Below are 20,082 nucleotides of genomic sequence, written 5' to 3'. Positions count from 1 at the left end.
TGAGGCGCAGCGGGAAATGATACCCGCTATCGCTTCGACGCATGCGCCGCCATCCGTCCCGCCAATCTGCCTAACCTGCGCACCGCTTCGTCGGCCCGATCGAGATCCGTGCTCGGACAGCTGAGCCGGATGAAGTGATCGAAACGCCCCGCGTTCGAGAACACCGTCCCCGGCATCACGCGAATGCCGTCATCCAGTGCGGCCGCGAAGAAAGCCGCCGATGACACCTCGCGCGGCAACTCGATCCAGAAGAACAGGCCGCCGCGCGGCGGCGTGAAGCGCGTGCCGTCGGGAAACGACGCAGCCACCGCCGCGGCCATCCGTTCGCGCTGAAGCCGCAAGCCGTCGCGCAAGCGCCGCAGATGCCGCTCATACGCGCTCGTCTCCAGAAACCCGGCGAGCACGACCTGGGAAAGTTGCTCGTTGTGCCGCGACTGCGCGAACTTCAGCATGCCGATGCGCGGATGCCAACGCCCGCCATTGATCCAGCCGACCCGCATGCCCGGCGCGAGCGTCTTGTTGAACGACGTACAGTGGATCACGGTGCCGTCGGTGTCCCAGGCTTTCAGTGAGCGCGGCGGCGCAGCGGCATCGACGAGTTCGCGATACGGGTCGTCCTCGATCAGCGGAATGCCGGCACGCGCGCACAGTTCGACGAGGCTCGCCTTGTGCGCGTCGGGCATCACGCTGCCGAGCGGATTCTGCAGGTTCGGCACGACCACCACCGCCTTGATGTCGGGATGTGTTTGCAGCGCGAACGCGAGCGCTTCGATCGCGAGGCCCGTGCTCGGGCTGGTCGGAATTTCGAGCGCGCGCAGGCCGAGGCTTTCGAGCGCCTGCAGCAACCCGAAAAAACACGGCGATTCGACCGCGACGGTATCGCCCGGCTGCGTCACCGCGCGCAACGCGAGGTTCACGGCTTCGATGCCGCCGTGCGTCATGATGATGTCGTCCGCGCCGATCTGGATACCTGCTTCGAGCGCACGCCGCGCGATGATCGCGCGCAACGCCGGGTCGCCCTGATCGGGACCGGCGGCGGTCAGCAGCGTAGGCCGCGCGCGCAACGCGCGCAGCGCGGCTTTCTGCAATGCGTCGGTCGGATAGAGGTCGGGCGAGGCGGTCGCTCCGCCGAGATTGAGCGCCTGCGGATAGCGCTGGTAGGTCGACACGAGCGTGGAAATCGCCGAGTGAATGCCGACGAACTGCGCGGCGCCCGGCACGACCGCAGGATCGGGTTCGGCGGCGGCGGGCAACGCGGCCGCGGGTGGTACGCGCACGAAATAGCCGGCGCGTGGCCGGGCATCGATCAGCGCGGCGCGCTCCAGCACACGGTAGCTCTCGGTGGCGGTCGCGAGGCTCACACCGTGTCGCTGCATGAACGCGCGCATCGACGGCATGCGATCGCCGGGGCGCAACACGCCATTGCCGATCGCGCGGCGGTATTGATCGGCCAGTTGCCGGTAAAGCGGCTGGCTGTTCGCGCACGGCTCACTCGACGGCTCCGGCCGGTTGAGGATGGGTTCGGTCATGAGCCGATGGTGCGGACAGTTCGCGCGCCGCGACAGATACACCTTGGCCCGATTCGGACCAATACAGCATGCTGAAATGTTGCGCTGTACCGGTTCAGATTGTCGACGGCTGCGGCTGTTTTCACGTGGACGGACTCAATAAGCTGTGTGACATGAAAACGGTTTAAGGGACTCTGTCATGCATGCTCGTGAATCTCGCGCCGGTTTGCGCCGCCCCCCGGCCTTGTCTTTCGTGGCCGGTCAGGTGGCCGTGCATGACCTGCGTGCCGGTAGTTCGATCGTGGCCGTCGAGGGCGATCTGCAACTCGATTTCCGCGATCGTTCGCTCGCCTGGCTGGGCGAGGCCGTCCCGCTCACGTCGATCACCTTGCTCGAAGGTGAGCGGTTTGTGACGCCACAACGTGGCATGGTGTCGATCAGCGCCATGTGCGCACCCGGTGCGAGCCGCACAGACCCCGCCGCGTTCATCGTGCTGCCCCCGCATACCGCGACAGGCGTTCGTGACTGGCTTCGCCTGGCCGCTCGCCATCTGATCGAACTCGTCAGAACACGCTGGCGGCGCACTGCCTGACACGCCCCTGTGCACGCGACGCTGCCCGGTACAATGCATCACCAACCGCTTCATTCGAGGTGCCGGTCATGCCTTTCCAGTGCGCGCCGCTGTCCGGCCGTCTGTCCAGCCTTCGCGGCTTGTCCGCCCTCGTCGCCCTACTCATGATCGTCACGCTGACGCTCACCGGCTGCGCCGGCCTGTTCGGCGCCGATCCGTTGCGCGTCAGCGTGGCCGGCATCGAGCCGCTCGAGGGCCAAGGGCTGGAGATGCGCTTCAACGTCAAACTGCGCGTGCAGAATCCCAACGACTCGACGGTCAGCTTCAGCGGCGTGTCGCTCGATCTCGAAGTGAACGGCAAGTCGTTCGCGAGCGGCGTCAGCGACCAGGGCGGCACGGTGCCGCGCTTCGGCGAAACCATCGTCACCGTGCCGCTGACGGTGCCTGCGTTCGCCGCAGTTCGCCAGGCCTTCGCATTCGCCGGAGCCGCCGACTCGGGACAGATTCCGTACATCCTGCGCGGCAAGCTCGCGGGTGGCTTGACCGGTACGACACGATTCATCAGTCAGGGTACGTTGAGTCTGGCATCGCTCGGCGCAGCTTCGCGCTGATGCCGGCAATCGGTCCTGGCAAGCGGCTTCGACGAAGCGCGGATAGTAAGCGCGGCTAATACAGTCGGGGGCACAGGTTGGTCACGTCCGCGCCGTTATCGCCAACAGTTATCGCCAACAACGGCGCCCCCACCCCATCACACCACTTCGAACAGCCCCGCCGCGCCCTGCCCACCGCCGATACACATCGTCACGACGACCAGCTTCGCACCGCGCCGCTTGCCCTCGATCAACGCATGGCCGGTCAGCCGCGCGCCGGACACGCCGTACGGATGGCCAACCGCAATCGCGCCGCCGTTCACGTTCAGACGGTCCTGCGCAATGCCGAGCTTGTCCGCGCAATACAGCACCTGCACCGCGAACGCTTCGTTCAGTTCCCACAGGTCGATGTCCTCGACCTTCAGACCCGCCTGCTTGAGCAGCTTCGGCACTGCAAACACCGGGCCGATGCCCATTTCGTCCGGCTCGCAACCGGCCACCGCGAAGCCGCGGAAAATGCCGAGCGGCTGCAGGCCCTCGCGCTCCGCGACCTTCGCGTTCATCACGACGCAAGCGGACGCGCCGTCGGAGAACTGGCTTGCATTGCCGGCGGTAATCACGCCACCCGGCATCGCGGTGCGAATCTTCGACACACCTTCGAGCGTCGTGTCGGTGCGAATGCCTTCGTCACTGCTAACGGTCACTTCCTTCGTGAAGAGACGGCCGCTTGCCTTGTCGGCGACGCCGGCGAGCACCGTCAACGGCACGATCTCGTCCTTGAACCTGCCCGCTTCGAGCGCGGCTGCCGCACGTTGTTGCGAGCGCACGCCGTATTCGTCCTGACGTTCCTTCGAGATCGAATAGCGTTTCGCGACGTTCTCGGCGGTCTGCAGCATCGACCAGTAGATTTCCGGCTTGTTTTTGCTCAACCAGCCTTCGGCCATCATGTGGCGGTTCATCTCGTTCTGCACGCACGAGATCGACTCGACCCCGCCCGCGACGAACACGTCGCCTTCGCCGGCGATCACGCGTTGCGCGGCGAGCGCGATAGTTTGCAATCCCGACGAACAGAAACGGTTCACCGTCATGCCCGGCACGCTGACCGGCAAGCCGGCGCGCAGCGCGATCTGACGCGCGATGTTGCCGCCCGTCGCGCCTTCCGGATTCGCGCAGCCCATGATTACGTCTTCCACGCGCGCCGGGTCGAGCTTCGCGCGTTCGACGGCGGCCTGCGTCACGTGGCCGCCGAGCGTCGCGCCGTGCGTCATGTTGAAACCGCCGCGCCATGATTTGGCGAGGCCCGTGCGGGCGGTCGATACGATTACGGCGTCAGTCATGCTTGTCTCCTGTGTCGACCGGAGTCGGTGTTTTAGCGTGTCGATCCGGAGTGGGTGCTTTAGCGCCTACTCCGGTCCCATGCTTGAGCACTTACTCTGGTCTCGTGCGATTTTTGCGGTCGACCAGAGTTGGCGCTTCAGCACTTACTCCGATCTTGATGCAAGTTGGTCGTGCTTCCAGATGTCGATAGTGGCGCGCGGGCGCTTTCCCGTGCGCATCGCGCTACACGCGCAGCACCGCGCCACCTTAGTCGTTTGATTCGAGCAGCCTCGAAGGCTCGCTCAGCCTGCTCAGCCGTTGAACCCGCGCCCCTCGGCCGCCAGCTTCGCGATGCTCGGCGCGAGTTGCCACGCGTCACCATTCGGCCGCGCGGCATAACGGCGAATCGCGCGCTCCACGTTGTAGAGCCCGACCGTATCCGCGTACAGCATCGGGCCGCCGCGATGAAGCGGGAAACCGTAGCCGGTCAGATAGACCATGTCGATATCCGACGCCTTCGACGCGATGCCTTCTTCGAGAATCTTCGCGCCTTCGTTGACGAGCGCGAACACGAGGCGCTCGACGATTTCCTCGTCGCCGATCTTGCGGCGCTCGGCGTTGGTTTCCTTCGAGAACGCGCCGATCATTTCGTCGACCACCTTCGACGGATACGCAGTGCGATCGCCCGCCTTGTAGTCGTACCAGCCGCCGCCGGTCTTCTGACCGAAGCGCCCCATCTCGCACAGACGGTCGGCGATCTTCGAGTAATGCATCTCCGGATGCTCCTGATAGCGGCGCTTGCGGATTGCCCAGCCGATGTCGTTGCCGGCCAGATCGCTCATGCGAAACGGGCCCATCGCGAAGCCGAACTTCTCGATGGCCTTATCCACTTGCGCGGGCAGCGCGCCTTCTTCGAGCATGAAGAGCGCCTGACGGATGTACTGCTCGATCATCCGGTTGCCGATGAAGCCGTCGCACACGCCCGACACCACCGCCGTCTTTTTGATCTTCTTCGCGAGCTTCATCACGGTGGCGAGCACGTCTTTCGCGGTGTCCTTGCCGCGCACCACTTCGAGCAGCTTCATCACGTTGGCCGGGCTGAAGAAGTGCATGCCGACCACGTCCTGCGGACGCTTCGTGAACGCGGCGATCTTGTCGACGTCGAGCGTCGACGTATTCGACGCGAGGATCGCGCCGCGTTTGGCGACTTCGTCGAGACGCGTGAACACCTGCTCTTTCACGCCGAGCTCTTCGAACACGGCCTCGACGATCAGATCCGCGTGCTTCAGGTCGTCATAGGACAGCGTGGGCGTGATCAGCGCCATGCGCTGTTCGAGCGCTTCGGGCTTGAGCTTGCCCTTCTTCAGGGAGGTTTCGTAGTTCTTGCGGATCGTCGCGACGCCGCGCTCGAGCGCTTCCTGTTTCGTTTCCAGCAGCGTGACCGGAATGCCTGCGTTGATGAAGTTCATCGCGATACCGCCGCCCATCGTGCCCGCGCCGATCACGCCAACCTTGCCGATCTCGCGCACCGGCGTATCGGCGGGCACGTCGGGAATCTTGCTGGCCGCGCGTTCGCCGAAGAACGCATGACGCAGCGCGTGGCTTTCCGGCGTCTGCACCAGCGCGACGAAGCATTCGCGCTCGAATGCGAGGCCCTTGTCGAAACCGTTCTGCAGGCCCGCTTCCACCGCGTCGATGCATTTGTGCGGCGCCGGGAAGTTCTTCGCGATCGCCGCGACGCTATTGCGTGCGAACTGGATGAAGCCAGCCGCGTTCGGATGCTCGATCTTGCGATCACGCACTTTCGGATGCGGGCCCGTCTTCGCGCCGACCTTGCGGGCAAATGTGAGCGCCGCTGCCGGCAGATCGTCCTGGCTCGCGACGACTTCGTCGAACAGCCCCGAGTCGGCCAGCTTCTCCGACAACACCGGCGCGCCGGACACGATCATGTTCAACGACGCTTCGAGGCCGATCGCGCGCGGCAGACGCTGCGTGCCGCCCGCGCCCGGCAGGATGCCGAGCTTCACTTCCGGCAGCGCGATCTGCGCGCCGGGCGCGGCGATGCGGTAATGCGCGCCGAGCGCCAGTTCCAGCCCGCCACCCATCGCGACGCTGTGAATGGCCGCGACCACCGGCTTCGCGCTGCCTTCGACGATCCGGATGACGGTGGCGAGCGTCGGCTCCTGGGTGGCCTTCGGGGTGTTGAATTCGGTGATGTCGGCGCCGCCCGAGAAGGCCTTGCCCGCACCCGTCAGCACGATGGCCTTGACAGCCGGATCGTTCTGCGCGCGCTCGATGCCGTCGGCGATGCCCGCTCGCGTCGAGAGGCCGAGGCCATTCACCGGAGGATTGTTCAGCGTGATGACGGCCACGCCGTCATGAGTTGTGTAGTCCACTGCCATCTGCCTGCCTCCATGCGATCCATGCAATGAAGCGGCGCCTTGCGCGCCGCCTGTCCGGTTTTGCGAGCCGCTGAATGTTCAATTCATGTCCGGCTCATTGTCCATCTTTCAACCGATTGTTTCCGGGTCTGCAGGCAGGATACACAGAAAAGCACGATCGTTCAATTTATCAGGGTGCGGGGTTTCCCCTGGTAAGCGGGCAGTTCGCTTCGTCGGCGAGCGCGGACGGCAGCACGTGGTCGCGGAAAATGTCGCGCAGCTTCAGCTTTTGCAGCTTGCCGGTGGCGGTGTGCGGCAGTTCGTCGACGAACGCCACGTCGTCGGGAATCCACCATTTGGCGACCTTGCCTTCGTAGAACGCGAGCAGTTCCTCGCGCGTGAGCTCGAAACCCGCGCGCTTGACCACTACCAGCAACGGACGCTCGGTCCAGCGCGGATGCGCACACGCGATGCACGCCGCTTCCGCCACCGCCGGATGCGCAATCGCGACGTTCTCGAGGTCGATCGAACTGATCCATTCGCCGCCGGATTTGATGACATCCTTCGAGCGGTCGGTGATGTGCAGGAAGCTGTCGCGGTCGATGGTGGCGACGTCGCCGGTCGGAAACCAACCGTCCACGAGCGGCGAGTCGTCCTTGCGGAAGTAACGGTCGATCACCCACGGCCCGCGCACGTGCAGATCGCCGAACGCGACGCCGTCCCACGGCAATTCGCGCCCGTCTTCGCCGACGATCTTCATGTCGACGCCATACATCACATGGCCTTGCTTTTCGAGCAACGCACGCTGCTCGGCGAGCGGCCGCTGGCTCTGCTCCCACGTCAGTTTCGAGAGGGTGCCGAGCGGCGACATCTCGGTCATGCCCCACGCATGGATCACCTGCACGCCGTAGTCGTCCTCGAACGTGCGCAGCATCGCGGGCGGACACGCGGAGCCGCCGATCACCGTGCGTTGCAGCGACGAGAACTTCACGCCCGCCTCGCGCATGTAGTTCAGCAAGCCGAGCCACACGGTCGGCACGCCCGCCGAATAGGTGACGCGCTCGCTCTCCATGAGTTCATAAAGCGACTTGCCGTCGAGGTCCTTGCCGGGGAATACCAGCTTCGCGCCGGTCAGCGGCGCGGCGTGCGGAATGCCCCAGGCGTTCACATGGAACATCGGCACGACCGGCAGCACCGCGTCGCGCGCGGACAGGCCCATCGCATCGGGCAACGACGCGCCGAACGCATGCAGCACCGTCGAGCGGTGCGAATACAGCGCGCCTTTCGGATTGCCGGTGGTGCCGGACGTATAGCAAAGGTACGAGGCCTGACGCTCGTCGATAGCCGGCCATTCGAAGTCGCCGTCCTGCGCGCTCACCAGCGTTTCGTAGCTGAGCGCGGGCGTTTGCATGGCCGGCAGATGCGCCGTGTCGGCGAGCGCGATCCAGCCGCGCACTTTCGGGCATTGCGGCGCGAGCACGTCGACGAGCGGCGCGAACGTGGTGTCGAACAGCACGTAGGCATCGTCGGCGTGATTGATGATGTAGGCGATCTGATCCGGGAACAGGCGCGGGTTGATCGTGTGGCACACGGCGCCGAAGCCGGTCGTGCCGTAATACGCTTCCAGATGCCGGTAGCCGTTCCACGCGAGGGTCGCGACGCGCTCGCCGGGCTCGACGCCCAGCGCGATCAGCGCCTGCGCGAGCTGCTTCGCCCGCTTCTCGCAATCGCGATAGGTGTAGCGGTGCAGATCGCCTTCGATACGCCGCGAGACGATCTCGGTGCTGCCGAAATGCCGCGCGGCATGCGCGAGCAGCGAGGACACAGTGAGCGGCACATCCATCATCTGGCCCAGCAGCGGCGTCGTCATAAAGCGTGGTCTCCTCGGCTTGTCTGTTTCGATCGGATGGGGTCCGGGAGCCGTGGGGGCGCAATGGCGCGCTTCTCCATGCGCCGCCGGCAAAATCCGCACGACCGGCGAAAGATGGATGCAGCATCGTCCAACAGCCGGCCAGCAGCTCCGCGGGCGCGGACTTACAATATCGGTTAATCCAGAGGCGCTCAATATGTCGTTTTCCCCAAGCATTGCAGGGTTATCCGAAGCTTTAACGGCTTTTTCCAACGCTCTTCTCAGCTCCCCCGAAAGCGCGTTCGCGCGGCTCGGCAGCACGTTCCTGACGCGTCTGCCCGCCGCGCCGCTCAACGCGCCGTACATGGTCGGCTTCTCCGGCGAGACCGCCGCGCTGCTCGGTCTCGCGCCCGACCTTCAGAACGATCCGGGCTTCGTCGAGCTGTTCTCCGGCAACGTCACGCGCGAGTGGCCGGCCGATACGCTGCCTTATGCCTCGGTGTATTCGGGGCATCAGTTCGGCGTGTGGGCGGGCCAGCTCGGCGACGGCCGCGCGCTGGGTCTCGGCGAAATCGAACACGACGGCCAGCGCTTCGAATTGCAGTTGAAGGGCGCGGGACGCACGCCCTATTCACGCATGGGCGACGGCCGCGCCGTGTTGCGTTCGTCGATCCGCGAGTATCTGTGTTCGGAAGCGATGCATCACCTCGGCATTCCGACCACGCGCGCGCTGTGCGTGATCGGCTCCGATCAGCCGGTGCGGCGCGAGAGCGTCGAAACCGCCGCGGTGGTCACGCGCGTCGCACCGAGCTTCGTGCGCTTCGGCCACTTCGAGCATTTCTATTCGAACGATCGCACCGACGCGCTGCGCGCGCTCGCCGATCACGTGATCGAGCGTTTCTATCCGCATTGCCGCGACGCCGACGATCCCTATCTCGCGCTGCTCAACGAAGCGGTGCTCTCCTCCGCCGACCTGATGGTCGAGTGGCAGGCGGTCGGCTTCTGCCACGGCGTGATGAACACGGACAACATGTCGATCCTCGGCCTGACGATCGACTACGGCCCGTTCGGTTTCATGGACGGCTTCGACGCCGGCTACATCTGCAATCATTCCGATACGCAAGGCCGTTACGCGTACAAAATGCAGCCGCAAATCGCCTACTGGAACCTGTTCTGCCTCGCGCAAGGTTTGCTGCCTCTGCTCGGCGAACAGCACGACGAAAGCGTGCGCGGCGACAAGGCGATCGAAGACGCGCAGCGAGTGCTCGGCGGTTTCAAGGAGCGCTTCGCACCGGCGCTGGAGCGGCGTATGCGCGCGAAGCTGGGCCTCGACATCGAGCGCGACGGCGACGACACGCTGGTCAATCGTCTGTTCGAAGTCATGCACGCGAACCGCGCCGATTTCACGCTGACCTTCCGCCATCTCGCGCGCGTGTCGAAACACGACGCGAGCGGCGACGCGCCGGTACGCGACCTGTTTCTCGATCGCGCCGCGTTCGACGCGTGGGCGAACGACTATCGCGCGCGGCTGTCCCATGAAACACGCGACGACGCCGCGCGCGCCATTGCAATGAACCGTGTGAACCCCAAATTCGTACTTCGCAATCACCTGGCGGAAACGGCGATCCGCCGCGCGAAAGAGAAAGATTTTTCCGAAGTGGAGCGTCTGGCGGCGGTGCTGCGCCGCCCGTTCGACGAACAGCCCGAGCACGAAGCGTATGCGGGCTTGCCGCCGGACTGGGCGAGCTCGCTGGAAGTGAGCTGCTCCTCGTGACGCACCAGACCGGACCGAAACCGTTCGCCTTCACCGTGCATCCCCAAAACAAGCCCGAGACAGGAACCCGACCATGAACCAGCCCGACGACCTCCACACCGACGTGCCCGCCGTGCAGAAAGACGACGCCGAGTGGCGCCAGCAGCTCTCCGACATCGAATATCAGGTGACGCGCCACGCGGCCACCGAGCGCCCCTTTACGGGCCGCTATCACGATCACTGGGATCGCGGCATCTACGATTGCGTGTGCTGCGGTACGCCGCTGTTCGAATCGGACACCAAGTTCGACGCCGGCTGCGGCTGGCCGAGCTACTTCAAGCCGATCAACGGCGAGGTGATCGCCGAGAAGACCGACCGCTCGCACGGCATGCTGCGCATTGAGGTGCAATGCAAGAACTGCGGCGCGCATCTGGGCCACGTGTTCGAAGACGGCCCCGCGCCGACGGGTCTGCGCTACTGCATCAATTCGGCTGCGTTACAATTCGAGCCCAAGTAAAGCGCAGCGGCGCGGAGTCTGGTGCGTTGCCGGCCGGCGTGGCCGGCAGGATTCGAGCCGCCTGCGCGAGGCCGTTGATCGGCTCCGGCCCGCGCACCGCCACCTTGGCGCTGCGGGTCTGCCGCTTACGGCCTGGCAAGAAGCCGCCTGTCAGCCAGCTTGCCATGACGCCCATGGCAAATTGGCGCGGCGGCTTTCCGGCCGCTTACACACCACCGGGCGCTTCGCCGCGCTCTCACCTTAGACTCACTCTCCGTATTCCCGACCAGATAATGAAATTCCTGTTCGATCTGTTCCCGATCATCCTGTTCTTCGTCGCCTTCAAGATCTGGGGCATTTTCACGGCGACGGCAGTGGCGATCGTCGCCACGCTGGTGCAGATCGCGTGGGTGGCCTTCCGCCACCGCAAGGTCGATCCGATGTTGTGGGTGAGCCTCGGCGTCGTCACCGTATTCGGCGGCGCCACGCTCGTGCTGCACAACGACACCTTCATCAAGTGGAAGCCGACCGTGCTGTACTGGGCGTTTTCCGTCGCGCTGATCGTCTCGCAACTGGGCTTCAACAAGAACCTGATCGAGGCGATGATGGGCAAGCAGATCACGCTGCCCCACGCGATCTGGGGCAAGCTGAACATCATCTGGGCGGTGTTCTTCGTGCTGCTCGGACTCGTCAATCTGTTCGTCGCGTATCACTACACGACCGACCAATGGGTCAATTTCAAGCTGTTCGGCGCAACCGGCTGCCTGCTGGTGTTCATCGTCGGGCAGAGTTTGTGGCTGTCGAAGTACATGAAGGAAGAATGACATGACGAGCGATGTGTTCATGCACGCCACCACCGCCGAGCGCGCCGCGCTGATCGAAGCGCGCCTCACGGCCGCGCTCGCGCCGGTCGAATCGATCCGCATCACCGACGACAGCGCGCAGCACGCGGGCCACGCCGGCGCCTCCGCCGGCGGTCATTTCAGTGTCACGATCGTGGCGGCCGCATTTGCCGGCAAGGCCCGCGTGGCGCGGCATCGCATGGTGTATGATGCGCTGGCCGATGCCATGCAGCGCGGCATTCATGCCCTTGCCATCACGGCGTATACGCCCGAAGAATTTGCTTTGTTGCCCCGCTAGGAACTTCCGATGACCTTGAAGAAAACCCGCCTTTGGGTATTGCTGGCTGCATTTGCAGCCGCACCTGCATTTGCACAGAACATCGCTGTCGTCAACGGCACGCCGATTCCGAAAGCGCGCGCCGATGCGCTGATCGATCAACTGGTTCATCAAGGCCAGCAAAACACGCCGCAACTGCAAATGGCCGTGCGTGAAGAACTGGTGAACCGCGAAATCCTGATGCAGGAAGCGCTGCGCCGCGGCCTGCCGAATCGTCCGGACGTCAAGGCGCAAATCGCCGTCGCGCAACAGACCGTCGTGCTGCGCGCGCTGATCGAAGACTTCGTGAAGAACAACCAGCCGACCGACGCCGAAGTCACCGCGCGCTACAACGCGCTGATCAAGGATGCGGGCGGCAAGGAATATCACCTGCACCACATCCTCGTCGACAACGAGCAGCAGGCGAAGGACCTGATCGCGAAGATCAAGGGCGGCGCAAGCTTCGAAGAACTCGCAAAGCAATACTCGAAGGACCCGGGATCGGGCAAGAACGGCGGCGACCTCGACTGGTCGGATCCGAAGGCCTACGTGCCTGAATTCGCGGCAGCGGCCACGCATCTGCAGAAAGGCCAGATGACCGACACGCCGGTGCGCACGCAATTCGGCTGGCACATCATCCGTGTCGACGACGTGCGTGCTATCACGCCGCCGCCGCTGGAGCAGGTGCGTGCGCAGATCGTCCAGCAGATCCAGCAGGAAAAGCTGCAAGCGTTCGAAGAAGGTTTGCGCAAGAACGCGAAGATTCAGTAACGGGTTGTCGAGTCACCGCTTCTTCGTTTGAAGTTTGAATGCAAAAAAGCCGCCTGTTGGGCGGCTTTTTTTGTTTGCTGCGGGGGTAAGGCACAACAAGGCCGCCGCCCGAAGCGGCGGCCCTGCCCCAATCAACCCAGCCAGCGACGCGCGTTCTGGAACACGCGCAGCCACGGGCTCGCGTCCGTGCCGTTCTCGCCCCAGCCTTCCGGATGCCAGCTCATCTGCACGGCACGATGCACGCGCTCGGTGTGCGGCATCAGCACGGTGAAGCGGCCATCCGCGGTCGTGACCGACGTGATGCCGTCCGGCGAACCGTTCGGATTGAACGGATATTGCTCGGTCGCCTGACCACGGTGATCGACATAACGCATCGCCACCGCCACCTTCGACGCATCGCCCTGCTGCGAGAAATCCGCGTAGCCTTCGCCGTGCGCCACCGCCACCGGAATGCGCGAGCCTTCCATGCCGGCGAAAAAGATCGACGGCGAAGCCTGGACTTCGACCAGCGAGAAGCGCGCTTCGAATTTCTCCGACTTGTTGCGCGTGAACTTCGGCCACGCTTCGGCGCCGGGGATCATCGATGCAAGGCTGCTCATCATCTGGCAGCCGTTGCAGATGCCGAGCGCGAACGTGTCTTCGCGGCCGAAGAACGCGGCGAACATGTCGGCCAGTTGCGCGTTGAAGCGGATCGCTTTCGCCCAGCCTTCGCCGGCGCCGAGCGTATCGCCGTACGAGAAGCCGCCGCACGCCACCGCGCCGGCGAAGTCCGCCAGGTTCGCGCGGCCCGCGAGCAGATCGCTCATGTGTACGTCGTGCGCGTCGAAGCCGGCGCGGTCGAACGCATAGGCCGTTTCGAGGTGCGAGTTGACGCCCTGCTCGCGCAGGATCGCAACACGCGGACGCGCGCTCTTGCCCACGAAAGGCGCAGCGACATCTTCAGCCGGATCGAAGCTCAGCACCGGCGTGATGCCCGGATCGGCAGCATCCAGCAGCGCATCGTATTCGGCATCGGCGCAAGCCGGGTTGTCGCGCAGACGCGCGATGCGCCAGCTCACTTCGCTCCACGTGCGATGCAGTTCGGTGCGCGATGCTTCGTAGATCTTCTTCGCGTCGCGGTAGATTTCGATCGCGTCGCGCTCGTTGAGCTTGCCGATCACATGCGAGCACGCCGACAGGCCGTGCTCGCGCAACGCGCCGAGCACCGCGTCGCGGTCCGCCGCACGCACCTGGATCACGCCGCCGAGTTCTTCGTTGAAGAGCGCGCGAATCGTGCGGTCTTCACGACGGCCGCTGGTCTGTTTCGCCCAGTCTTTCGCGTCGCCGTAATCGGATTCGTGATGCGGATCGAGCACGAGCATGTCCACATTCAGCGACACGCCGACGTGACCCGCAAACGCCATTTCGCAGACCGTCGCCCACAGGCCGCCGTCCGAACGGTCGTGGTAAGCGAGCAGTTTGCCATCGCTGTTCAGTGCCTGAATCACGTTGAAGAAGCGCTTCAGGTCTTCCGGGTCGTCGACGTCCGGCACCGTGTCGCCGACCTGCTGCGTCACTTGCGCGAGGATACTGCCGCCGAGGCGATGCTTGCCGCGGCCGAGATCGATCGCGATCAGCACGGAGTCGCCTGCATCGCTGATGCGGCGCAGTTGCGGCGTGAGGTGCTTGCGCACGTCTGCGACCGGCGCGAACGCCGAGATGATCAGCGAGACCGGCGCGACCACTTCCTTCGCGACACCGCGGTCTTCCCACTTCGTGCGCATCGACAGCGAATCCTTGCCGACCGGAATGCTGATGCCGAGCGCGGGGCACAGTTCCATGCCGATCGCCTTGACCGTGTCGTAGAGCGCGGCGTCTTCGCCCGGCGCGCCGCACGCGGCCATCCAGTTCGCCGACAGCTTCAGCTTGTCGAGCGACGCGATCGGCGCCGCCACGATGTTGGTGATCGCCTCGCCGACCGCCATACGGCCCGACGCGGGCGCATTGATGACGGCGAGCGGCGTGCGCTCGGCCATCGTCATCGCTTCGCCGCTAAAGCCCGCATAGTCCATCGTCGTGATCGCGACGTCGGCCACCGGCACCTGCCACGGGCCGACCATCTGATCGCGCGCGGTCGTGCCGCCCACCGAGCGGTCGCCGATCGTGATCAGGAACGACTTGCTCGCGACCGTCGGATGACGCAGCACGCTGGCCGCCACATCCGGCAACGCGATGCCGGTGACATCGACCGGTTCGAGCTTCTGCTCGACGCGTTTGACGTCGCGGTGCATGCGCGGCGCCTTGCCGAGCAATACTTCCATCGGCATGTCGACCGGCTGGTGCGCGGCGGCGTCGTTCAGTTCGGCGTCGATCAGCTTCAGCTGACGTTCGGCGGTGGCCGTGCCGATCACCGCGAACGGGCAGCGCTCGCGCTGGCACATTGCTTCGAAGGCCGGCAGATCGGCCGGCGCGATCGCCAGCACGTAGCGTTCTTGCGCTTCGTTCGACCAGATTTCGCGCGGCGACAAACCGCTTTCTTCCAGCTGGATCTTGCGCAGTTCGAACAGCGCACCCTTGCCCGCGCCGTCCACCACTTCCGGGAACGCGTTCGACAAACCGCCCGCGCCGACGTCGTGAATGCTCAGGATCGGATTCTTGTCGCCAAGCTGCCAGCACGCGTTGATCACTTCCTGCGCACGGCGTTCGATTTCCGGGTTGCCGCGCTGCACCGAGTCGAAGTCGAGTTCGGCGGTGTTGGTGCCGGTCGCCATCGAGCTGGCGGCGCCGCCGCCCATGCCGATGCGCATGCCCGGGCCGCCGATCTGGATCAGCAGCGACCCTTCCGGCAGATCGTGCTTGTGCGTGTGCTGGTCCGAGATATTGCCGATGCCGCCGGCGATCATGATGGGCTTGTGATAGCCGCGCACCAGACCCGCGACGTTCTGCTCATAAGCGCGGAAATAACCGCCGAGGTTCGGCCGGCCGAACTCGTTGTTGAACGCGGCGCCGCCGAGCGGGCCGTCGATCATGATCTGCAGCGGCGACGCGATGCGGTCGGGGCGGCCATACGCTTCGTGCTGGTCGTCCGGATTGCGGTGCGCGAGCGGCTGCGCGGCGTCGCGTGCGTTTTCCCATGCCTCGACGCCGTCCGGCAAGGCCAGGTTCGACACCGTGAAGCCCGCCAGACCCGCCTTCGGACGCGCGCCGCGGCCGGTCGCGCCTTCATCGCGGATTTCACCGCCCGCGCCGGTCGCGGCGCCCGGGAACGGCGAGATCGCGGTCGGGTGATTGTGCGTCTCCACCTTCATCAGCGTGTGCGTGAGTTCGACGCTGCGACGATAGTGCTCCGGCAATCCGTTCGCGCCGAGTTCAGCCGGCGTGCGCGGGAACCAGCGCTCGGCCATGCCGCCCGCCATGATCGCCGAGTTGTCCGAATACGCGACGATCGTGCCTTGCGGGTTCAGCTTCTCGGTGTTGCGGATCATGTTGAACAGCGAGATGTCCTGCTTCTCGCCGTCGATGGTCCAGTCCGCGTTGAAAATCTTGTGGCGGCAGTGTTCGCTGTTGGCCTGCGCGAACATCATCAGTTCGACGTCGGTCGGGTTGCGGCCGAGCTTCGTGAACGCGTCGACGAGATAATCGATTTCGTCGTCGGCGAGCGCGAGGCCCAGTTCCGTGTTCGCCGCTTCCAGCGCGCCACGGCCGTGGCCGAGCACGTCGACGGTTTGCAGCGGCTTGGCCGGCAGTTCGTCGAACAGATGCAGCGCGTGCTCGCGCGAGCTCGACACGCTCTCGGTCATGCGGTCGTGCAGCGCCGCGGCGACGGCCGCGCGCGCTTCGTCGGAGAGCGCTTTCTTGCCGCCCAGCAGGCCGCTTTTCAGCGTGACCGTGTACTCGACACCGCGCTCGATGCGGCGCACCTGCGTGAGGCCGCACAGGTGGGCGATGTCGGTGGCCTTGCTGGCCCACGGCGACACCGTGCCGAAACGCGGCACCACGAGGAAGGTTTCGACGGCGCCGCGCTCCTTGCTTTCTTCGAGCGGATCGCCGTAGTGCATCAGCGCCTCGACTTTCGCGCTGTCTTCAGCGGACAGAGGGGTCTGGGCATTGACGAAATGCAGATACTGCCCGCGCACGCCGGTGATATTCGGGTCGATGCGCGTGAGCGTTTCGAGCAGGCGGGTTTGACGGAAATCGGAAAGGGCCGAAGCGCCGGGGAAACACGAGAAGTGGGCCATGGACTTGACGTTGCGTCGCTCAATGATGCCGAGAAGCCGCGCATGCAGGCGACGTGAGGCGGAAAGGAAGTCCGGGATTATACCCCGGGAACGGGCTTCCAGCGGGCTTCGCGGTGCGCTTTCGGTCCGCGCGCGCGATGCGCTGCGCGTGGCCGCAGCGGTGCTTTGACTGCTATCATTCGCCCTTTCACCAGATCGGCGCGAGCCGCCCGAGCCATGCCGGGCCGCGCCGCATGCCACGCTCAACGGGAATGCGCCGCTTCGGCGCCCCCTTCGGCAATTCGAATCAAAACATGGATGTCATCGTCATTGGCGGCGGGATAGCGGGCGTCGCCACCGCTTATCACCTGCGCGCGGCCGGCCACCGCGTGTGTGTCGTCGAGCGCCACGCCACCGTCGCGCAGGGCGCGACCTACGGGCACGGCGGCACCGTTCTGCCGACCCCGCTCGACGTCTGGTTCGGCCCGACCTTTCTCGCGAGCCGTCAGAACGCGAAAAACGGCGTCGTCAACAAGATCGGCTTCAACGGCGCGGCGCGTCAGTTCGTCAAGCAGCTCGGCGCATTGCAGGAGCCGGAGGCGTTCGCCCGCCAGTTCGGGCGGCTGCGGCCGCTGATCGAGGCGTCGCGCGACGCGCTCGCGGACATCGAAGCGCGCTTCGGGCTCGAATTCGAACAGGCGAGCGGACTGCTTCATCTGGTGCGCAGCGAGCACGAATGGGAGCAGACCCAGCCCGCGCTCGACCTGCTGCGCCAGTACGAGGTGCCGCACCACGTGCTGACGCCGGACGAATGCGCCGCCTACGAGCACTCCGTGCGCACGGAGCCTGAATTCGCCGGCGGCGTGCTATTCGATCAGGAGCGCACGGCCAACAGCCCGCTGTTCACCAAGCTCCTCAAGCAGACCCTCGACGCGCAAGGCGGCGTGCAGTTCATGCACGGCTGCGAAGTTTCGGCAATCCGTCTCGAGGGCCAGCGCGCCGCGGTGGAACTGGCGCCGCGCGCGGGTACGGCCCCGCGTTCGCGCGAAGTCGACGTGATTCATGCCGACGCGGTCGTGGTAGCCGCCGGTTACGGCAGCCTCGCGCTGCTCGAGCGCCTCGGCCTGCAGCTGCCGTTGCATCCGCTGCGGCTGCACACGCTGGTGGCGCCGATCGCGCACGAGGAATGCGCGCCGCACGTGGCGATCGTCGACGCGGTCAAGCGGATCGGCATCAGCCGCATGAATCACCGGCTGCGCATCGCCGGGGGCGCGGTGCTGCAAGCCGCCGGCCAGATCGACAAGCCGCTCGGCGAAGCCGTGACCAAGGAAGCGCTGGCGCTGCTCGGCCAGGCGACCCACGACTGGATTCCCGGCGCCGCGCGCATTTCGGCGGCCCTGCCGTGGGAAGGCGTCAAACTGCTGTCGCCGGATGGCTTGCCGGTGATCGGCAACGCGCTGCACCCGCGTCTGTTCGTCAATGTCGGCCACGGCCCGTCGGGCTGGGGACTCGCATGCGGAGCGGGCAAACTGGTCGCCGACCTGCTGTCGGGCCAGACGCCGGAGCTTTCCGCCGACACGCTGGCCGCGCTGCGCGCCGACCGCTTCCAGTAAATCCCCTGCTTTCGATCTGCGATGTCAGGCCCGCTCGCGAGCGGGCCCGTTATTGCAGGTCGAGCCGCGCGCGGCGCGCGTATCGGCACTAACATAGCGATTCCCTGGTTTTCCCGCCCGGCGGCGCAAGCCACGCCGGGTTTCGCCATGACAGACGCCGAAAACACGCCGCCGACGCTCATCACCCCACACCAGCGCGCGCTGCCCCTGCTGACGCTGACCGATCTGCGGGTCGCGGAAGCGCAGGCCGCCGCGGGGCTGCCGGCGCACACGCTGATGGCGCGCGCCGGCCAGTCGGCCGCGAGCTTCCTGCGCGAGCAGATCACCCGCGACACGTCGATCGAAAAATCGAAGCAACGCGTCTGGCTGATCGCCGGCCCAGGCAACAACGGCGGCGACGCGCTGGTCCTCGCGACCGCGCTGCACGAGGCCGGCATCGCGGTGGAGGTATGCATGCCGGTCGAAGTGAAACCGGACGACGCCCGCTGGGCGCTCGCCACGGCTCGCGCCGCCGGCGTGCCGATCTCGACGGCGCCGCCCGCTTCGCTCGACGGCTATCGCTGGCTCGTGGACGGCATGTTCGGCATTGGCCTCACGCGGCCACTCGACGGCGTGTTCGCGAGCGTCGCCCGGCAGTTGTCGCAACGCGCGAAGGCCCGCCCGAGGAAAGGCGGCGTGCTCGCGCTGGACATCCCCAGCGGCCTCGACAGCGACACCGGCACGGTCGTCGCCGATGGCAAGGACGGCGCCGCCGTCCACGCCACCCACACGATTACCTTCATTGCCGCGAAGCCCGGCCTGTTCACCGCGCAAGGTCGCGACCTTGCCGGGGCCGTGACGCTCGCGCCGATCGGCGTCGACAGCGGCCAGCGCACGGCCGTGCAACTGAGCGCGCCCGAGCTGTTCGGCGCGTTCCTGCCGCCGCGCGATTTCGCCACCAACAAGGGCACTTTCGGCAGCCTCGCGGTGGTCGGCGGCGACACCGGCATGTGTGGCGCCCCGATCCTCGCGGCGCGCGCGGCGCTCTACAGCGGCGCGGGCAAGGTGCACGTCGCGCTGCTCGGCGCAGGCGCCCCGCCCTACGATCCGCCGCATCCCGAACTGATGCTGCATGCGCTCGACGATCTGCCGCTCGACAAGATGGATGCGCTCGCCGTCGGCTGCGGCATGGGGCATCGCGAGCGCGCGACGCAGGTGATGCACGACGTGCTGCAGCTCGACGTGCCGAAGCTGTTCGATGCGGACGCACTGAACCTGATCGCCAAAGATCCCGCGCTCGCCGCCGAAGTGACCGCGCGCGGCGTGCAAGGCGACCCATGCATCCTCACGCCGCATCCGCTGGAAGCGGCGCGTCTGCTCGGCAGCGACGCGCCAGGTGTGCAACGCGACCGGCTCGGCGCCGCACGTGCGCTGGCCGCGCGCTTCGCGAGCGTCGTGGTGCTGAAAGGCATCGGCACGATCATTGCCGCACCGGACGGCCGCCTCGCGATCAACCCGACGGGCAACGCCGCGCTCGCGACGGGCGGCACCGGCGACGTGCTCGGCGGCATCATCGGCGCGCTGCTCGCGCAGCATCTGCCGCGCTACGAAGCGGCGCTGGCGGGCGTCTACCTGCACGGCCTCGCCGCCGACACGCTCAGCGCGCAAGGCCACGGGCCGGCCGGCTTGACGGCGGGTGAACTCGCGCCGATGGTGCGCACGTTGCTCAACCGTCTGTTCTATCCGCCTGCCGATATGTGAACTCGCGAAACGCGGCGTCCCAACTTGTGCGCGGCAATGCCAAACCGATGCAGCCTGTCACGCAACGCCGCTATACTGATTAACTGCGCCGCGCGTCGGGTCGATCGCGGGTGGCGGCGAAACTTCAACGGCTGGGCCC

14 protein-coding genes are annotated in these 20,082 nt (G+C 65.9%); 9 read left to right on the top strand and 5 right to left on the bottom strand.

Features of this window, described 5'->3' with window-relative positions; genetic code table 11:
- Positions 1-26 precede the first annotated feature (26 nt).
- Positions 27-1,529 (bottom strand): aminotransferase-like domain-containing protein, encoded by a 1,503-nt coding sequence (locus tag PQQ53_RS12935; protein ID WP_408324348.1) that lies wholly within the window; start codon positions 1,527-1,529, stop codon positions 27-29.
- A gap of 178 nt (positions 1,530-1,707) precedes the next feature.
- Here PQQ53_RS12935 and PQQ53_RS12930 point away from each other — a divergent pair, with 178 nt between their 5' ends.
- Entirely contained in the window at positions 1,708-2,100 is a 393-nt protein-coding gene (locus PQQ53_RS12930) for a hypothetical protein (protein WP_408324346.1), read from the top strand.
- Positions 2,101-2,243: 143 nt separating this feature from the next.
- A complete protein-coding gene (locus PQQ53_RS12925) occupies positions 2,244-2,690 on the top strand; it encodes an LEA/WHy family protein (protein WP_408324460.1) in 447 nt (148 codons plus the stop codon).
- A 137-nt stretch (positions 2,691-2,827) separates the two neighbouring features.
- Here PQQ53_RS12925 and PQQ53_RS12920 read toward each other — a convergent pair whose 3' ends face one another.
- The 3 genes from PQQ53_RS12920 to PQQ53_RS12910 all read right to left on the bottom strand — a co-directional run bounded on the left by PQQ53_RS12920 (position 2,828) and on the right by PQQ53_RS12910 (position 8,237).
- Positions 2,828-4,006 (bottom strand): acetyl-CoA C-acyltransferase, encoded by a 1,179-nt coding sequence (locus PQQ53_RS12920; RefSeq protein ID WP_408152599.1) that lies wholly within the window; start codon positions 4,004-4,006, stop codon positions 2,828-2,830.
- 291 nt (positions 4,007-4,297) lie between these two features.
- Complete coding sequence (locus tag PQQ53_RS12915) at positions 4,298-6,388, bottom strand: 3-hydroxyacyl-CoA dehydrogenase NAD-binding domain-containing protein (protein ID WP_408324344.1); 2,091 nt, start codon at positions 6,386-6,388, stop codon at positions 4,298-4,300.
- A gap of 169 nt (positions 6,389-6,557) precedes the next feature.
- Complete coding sequence (locus tag PQQ53_RS12910) at positions 6,558-8,237, bottom strand: 3-(methylthio)propionyl-CoA ligase (RefSeq protein ID WP_408324342.1); 1,680 nt, start codon at positions 8,235-8,237, stop codon at positions 6,558-6,560.
- 196 nt (positions 8,238-8,433) lie between these two features.
- Between PQQ53_RS12910 and PQQ53_RS12905 the strand changes: the two genes are divergently transcribed.
- The 5 genes from PQQ53_RS12905 to PQQ53_RS12885 all read left to right on the top strand — a co-directional run bounded on the left by PQQ53_RS12905 (position 8,434) and on the right by PQQ53_RS12885 (position 12,394).
- Positions 8,434-9,990: a protein adenylyltransferase SelO gene (locus tag PQQ53_RS12905; RefSeq protein WP_408142370.1), complete on the top strand. Its 1,557-nt coding sequence runs from the start codon at positions 8,434-8,436 to the stop codon at positions 9,988-9,990.
- 73 nt (positions 9,991-10,063) lie between these two features.
- Positions 10,064-10,486: a peptide-methionine (R)-S-oxide reductase MsrB gene (gene msrB / locus PQQ53_RS12900; protein ID WP_408324340.1), complete on the top strand. Its 423-nt coding sequence runs from the start codon at positions 10,064-10,066 to the stop codon at positions 10,484-10,486.
- A gap of 272 nt (positions 10,487-10,758) precedes the next feature.
- Positions 10,759-11,289 (top strand): septation protein A, encoded by a 531-nt coding sequence (locus tag PQQ53_RS12895; protein WP_121318237.1) that lies wholly within the window; start codon positions 10,759-10,761, stop codon positions 11,287-11,289.
- Position 11,290: 1 nt separating this feature from the next.
- Entirely contained in the window at positions 11,291-11,605 is a 315-nt protein-coding gene (locus PQQ53_RS12890; protein WP_121318239.1) for a BolA family protein, read from the top strand.
- Positions 11,606-11,614: 9 nt separating this feature from the next.
- On the top strand, positions 11,615-12,394 hold the full coding sequence (locus PQQ53_RS12885; RefSeq protein ID WP_408142374.1) for a peptidylprolyl isomerase: 780 nt from the start codon (positions 11,615-11,617) through the stop codon (positions 12,392-12,394).
- Positions 12,395-12,525: 131 nt separating this feature from the next.
- On the opposite strand, the gene purL is transcribed toward PQQ53_RS12885, so the two are convergent.
- On the bottom strand, positions 12,526-16,611 hold the full coding sequence (gene purL, locus PQQ53_RS12880; protein WP_408324338.1) for a phosphoribosylformylglycinamidine synthase: 4,086 nt from the start codon (positions 16,609-16,611) through the stop codon (positions 12,526-12,528).
- A gap of 293 nt (positions 16,612-16,904) precedes the next feature.
- Here purL and PQQ53_RS12875 point away from each other — a divergent pair, with 293 nt between their 5' ends.
- Together PQQ53_RS12875 and PQQ53_RS12870 are read left to right on the top strand one after the other, a co-directional pair.
- Positions 16,905-18,203, top strand: coding sequence for an FAD-dependent oxidoreductase (locus PQQ53_RS12875; RefSeq protein WP_408324336.1), 1,299 nt, complete (start codon positions 16,905-16,907; stop codon positions 18,201-18,203).
- 147 nt (positions 18,204-18,350) lie between these two features.
- Positions 18,351-19,943, top strand: coding sequence for an NAD(P)H-hydrate dehydratase (locus PQQ53_RS12870; protein WP_408142380.1), 1,593 nt, complete (start codon positions 18,351-18,353; stop codon positions 19,941-19,943).
- The last annotated feature ends 139 nt before the right edge of the window (positions 19,944-20,082 follow it).

Origin of the sequence: Paraburkholderia strydomiana, assembly GCF_046030495.1 — a bacterium.
Classification (GTDB): domain Bacteria; phylum Pseudomonadota; class Gammaproteobacteria; order Burkholderiales; family Burkholderiaceae; genus Paraburkholderia; species Paraburkholderia strydomiana_A.
This window is presented reverse-complemented; position numbering and strand designations above follow the sequence as displayed.